The organism is Sphingomonas bacterium, assembly GCF_903643035.1.
Taxonomy (GTDB): Bacteria; Pseudomonadota; Alphaproteobacteria; order Sphingomonadales; family Sphingomonadaceae; genus Sphingomonas.
Genome location: NZ_CAHJWW010000295.1, coordinates 1 through 3,235, shown reverse-complemented (window position 1 = coordinate 3,235; position 3,235 = coordinate 1). Strand labels below are relative to the sequence as shown.

At 71.6% G+C, this 3,235-nt stretch carries 2 protein-coding genes; both read right to left on the bottom strand.

All coding sequences use genetic code 11. The annotated features are described in order from the left end of the window. A partial coding sequence (locus tag HUV01_RS14120) for an MFS transporter (RefSeq protein ID WP_174298849.1) occupies window positions 1-601 on the bottom strand: 601 nt, incomplete at its 3' end. Then, on the bottom strand, window positions 598-3,235 hold a 2,638-nt coding region (locus tag HUV01_RS14115; RefSeq protein ID WP_174298848.1), incomplete at its 5' end, for a glycoside hydrolase family 2 protein. The genes HUV01_RS14120 and HUV01_RS14115, both read right to left, overlap by 4 nt.

Below are 3,235 nucleotides of genomic sequence, written 5' to 3'. Positions count from 1 at the left end.
GCGCGTCGACCTCGCGGCCGCGGGCCAGCAGCCAGCGCGGACTGTCGGGGATGCGCGCCAGCAGCGCGACGAAGACCATCGCCGGCGCCGCCGTCACGCCGAGCTTCCAGCGCCAGGCGGCATCGTGGACCAGCCGCGCGACGACCGCGTTGCTGAGATAGGCGACGAGGATGCCGGTGACGATCGCCAGCTGGAACAGCCCGACGAGCAGGCCGCGCCTGGCGGGCGGCGCGATCTCCGCGATATAGACCGGCGCCAGCACCGACGACCCGCCGATCGCGAGCCCGCACACGAAGCGGAAGGCGAGGAACGCGTACCAGTCGGTCGCGAGCGCGCAGCCGATCCCCGCCGCCACATAGAACAGCCCCAGCGCGCCCAGCACCCGCCGGCTGCCGAACCGGTCGCCGGGCCTGCCCGTGGCGAGCGCGCCCGCCAGCGTGCCCCACAGCGCCGCCGACACCGTGATGCCCAGCGTTCCGGGCGTGAGGCCGTAGACGCGCGTCAGGTCGCCGGTGACGCCGGCGATGACCGCGGTGTCGAACCCGAACAGCAGCCCGGCGAGCGCCGCGGTGCCGATGCTGACGACGAGGACGCCCTTCACTTCACCGGCTCGCCGGCCGCCGCGACGTTCCAGCCGCGCAGGGCGACGTGCGGGTCGGCGGCCCCGGCGGTCGCATAGCGTATCTCGATGTCGCGCGTCTCGCCGGGGAGCAGCGAGACGTAGTTGTCGGTGAAGTACGCCGGCAGCACCTGGCCGCCGTCGGCGTTGACCATCGTCAGCTTGGCCTCGATCGCCGGCGTCGCGCTCGTGTTGGTCAGCCGGACGGTCGTGACGGACTCGTCGCCCTCCACGCGGCTGGTCGTCGTCATGCCCAGCGTCACCGGCGCCAGCGCGTTCATCGCCCGGAACGACGCATCGTCCCCGGCCTGCCAGTAGAAGTTCGTCGACAGCACCGCGCCCGTCGCGTCCACCGCCTCCAGCCGCACCAGCGCCACCCCCTGCGCGAGCGCGGGCGCAAGGTCGAGCGTGAAGGCGTCGCTCACCGCCTCGCGCGGTGCCGCGATCGTCGCGTCGCGCTCGGCCAGCACCCTGCCGTCGAGCGCGACGACCTTCGCCCGCACCGTCACGCGGCCAAGGTCGGCCAGCCGGTTGTTGACCAGCACGACCTTGTGGTCGGGCAGGTTCATCTGGACATGGACCGGCTCGGACGCCTTCTTCACGCCATAGAACGAGGCGTGGGTGTCATAGTCCGACGAGAACATCTGCCAGTGCGACGACGGCCAGGCGGGCTGGGTCATCCACAGCATGCGGCCGCTGTTCCGGGTCCACAGCCCCGCGTTCATCCCCTCGAACACCGCGCGGTAGGACTCGTACTGGATCATCTGCGCCTTGCGCTCGAAATCGGCGAGGCTGGTGCCCGGTCCGAAGCGCGCGGCGAGCACGTCCATATAGGTCCCGACGCCGCCGTTCCCGCCCTGGTGCCAGTCGTGGTACGCCCAGGCGTCGCTGATCGGCCAGCGGTCCGCCGGCGGGATCGCGCGCTTCCATGACTCCAGCGTCGGGAAGGACGGCGTCCCGCTCTCGACCGAGAAGCCCCTGGCGTGGGTCGTGAAATACTCGACCGGCGGACGCCAGTTGTAGGGGCCGCTGTTCTGGAGGTTCACCCGGTTCGACGAGCCCATGTAGAGCCGCGTGCCGTCCTGCGCGTTCACTAGCGTCTGCAGCGCCTCGTTGAGGACCGGCTGCGGCACGCCCTCGTTGCGGCCGAACCAGACGACGATCGACGGGTGGTTGCGGTACCGCTTCACGACGTCGGTGGCGTTGGCCATGAAGAGCGCGGGGTCCTGCGTCTCGACGTTGTAGTCCTGCGTCGACTCCCAGAAATCGTTGAGCACCATCAGGCCGTACTCGTCGGCGAGGTCGTAGAAGACGTCCTCCGTGTTCTGCCCCACCCAGTTGCGCACGATGTTCAGATGCGCGTCGCGATGGAGGCGGAAGAAGGGCTCCAGCCGGGCTCGGCCGACGCGCTTCATGAAGTCGTCCATGCCGACGTTGCCGCCGCGCGCCGCGATGCGGACGCCGTTGACCCGGATGACGAGATACGGCGCCAGCCCGTCCTCGTCGGCGATCGGCGTCACCGCGGGCGAGGTCTCGGCGCCCGGCACCAGGCTCGCGGCCCAGCCGTCGGCGACCTTGCGGATGCCTGCGTGGGTGCCGTCGACGATCTGGCGACCGAACTGCCGCGCGCGCGACAGGTCGACGCCGACGCGCTCGAGCACGCCATGGCTGTCCATGAGCGACAGGTCGTAGGTCACCTGGCGCATGCCGAAGCGGACGTGCCTGACATCGCTTTGCCGACCGTCCGCGCTCGCGGTCAGCGTCAGGTCGTGGAGCGCCGGCTCCCCATAGCCGTTGGGCCACCACAATCGGGGATGGCGGACCGCCAGCTGCGGGAAGTCCGCAGGCTTCATGACGACGTCCGCCGCCCCGCCGGGCGCGAGCGTCACCGCCTTCTCGACCGCGACGTCGTCGAACGCGGCGCGCACCGTCACGGTCGTCGCGCGGTCGCCCGCGTTGGCGACGGGCACGGTGATCTCGACCTCCGCGACGCTGTTGTCGGCCCGGGGCAGCGTCGTCACGACATGCGCGTCGCCGAGCGTCGCGTCGCCGGTCTCGCTCAGCGTCACGCCCTGCCACAGGCCGGTGTTGCGGTCGCGGATGCTGGGTATCCAGTCCCATCCCTCCGTCGCGACGAAGGTCGGCCCGTCGAGCATCATGGCGCCGCCGTTCTCGCCGTTGCCGGCGGTGAGCGACTCCTCCTGCGCCAGGCCCGGGTGCGGCGGCGGCGACACGCGCACCGCTACGGCGTTGCGCCCGGCGAGCAGCCTGCCGGTGACGTCGAAGCGGCCGCGGACGAAGGCGCCCTTCATCGTGCCCAGCGGCGCGCCGTTCAGCCAGATCTCGGCGGCGTAGTTGACGCCCTGGAAGGTCAGGAAGCGCCGCGCGTCGGCAGCCCCGGCGGGCGCATCGAACTCGCTGCGATACCAATAGTCCTGCCGCGCCAGCCCTTCGGGGATCGCCATGTTGTTCAGCCCGTAGGCGGGGTCGGGGTAGACGCCGCGATCGACGAGCGTCGTCAGCACGGTGCCCGGCACCGTCGCCGCGTACCAGCCGCTCGCGTCGAACCCTGCGCGGCTGACCACGGCGCCGGGCGCGCCGACCCCGGGGGCGGCG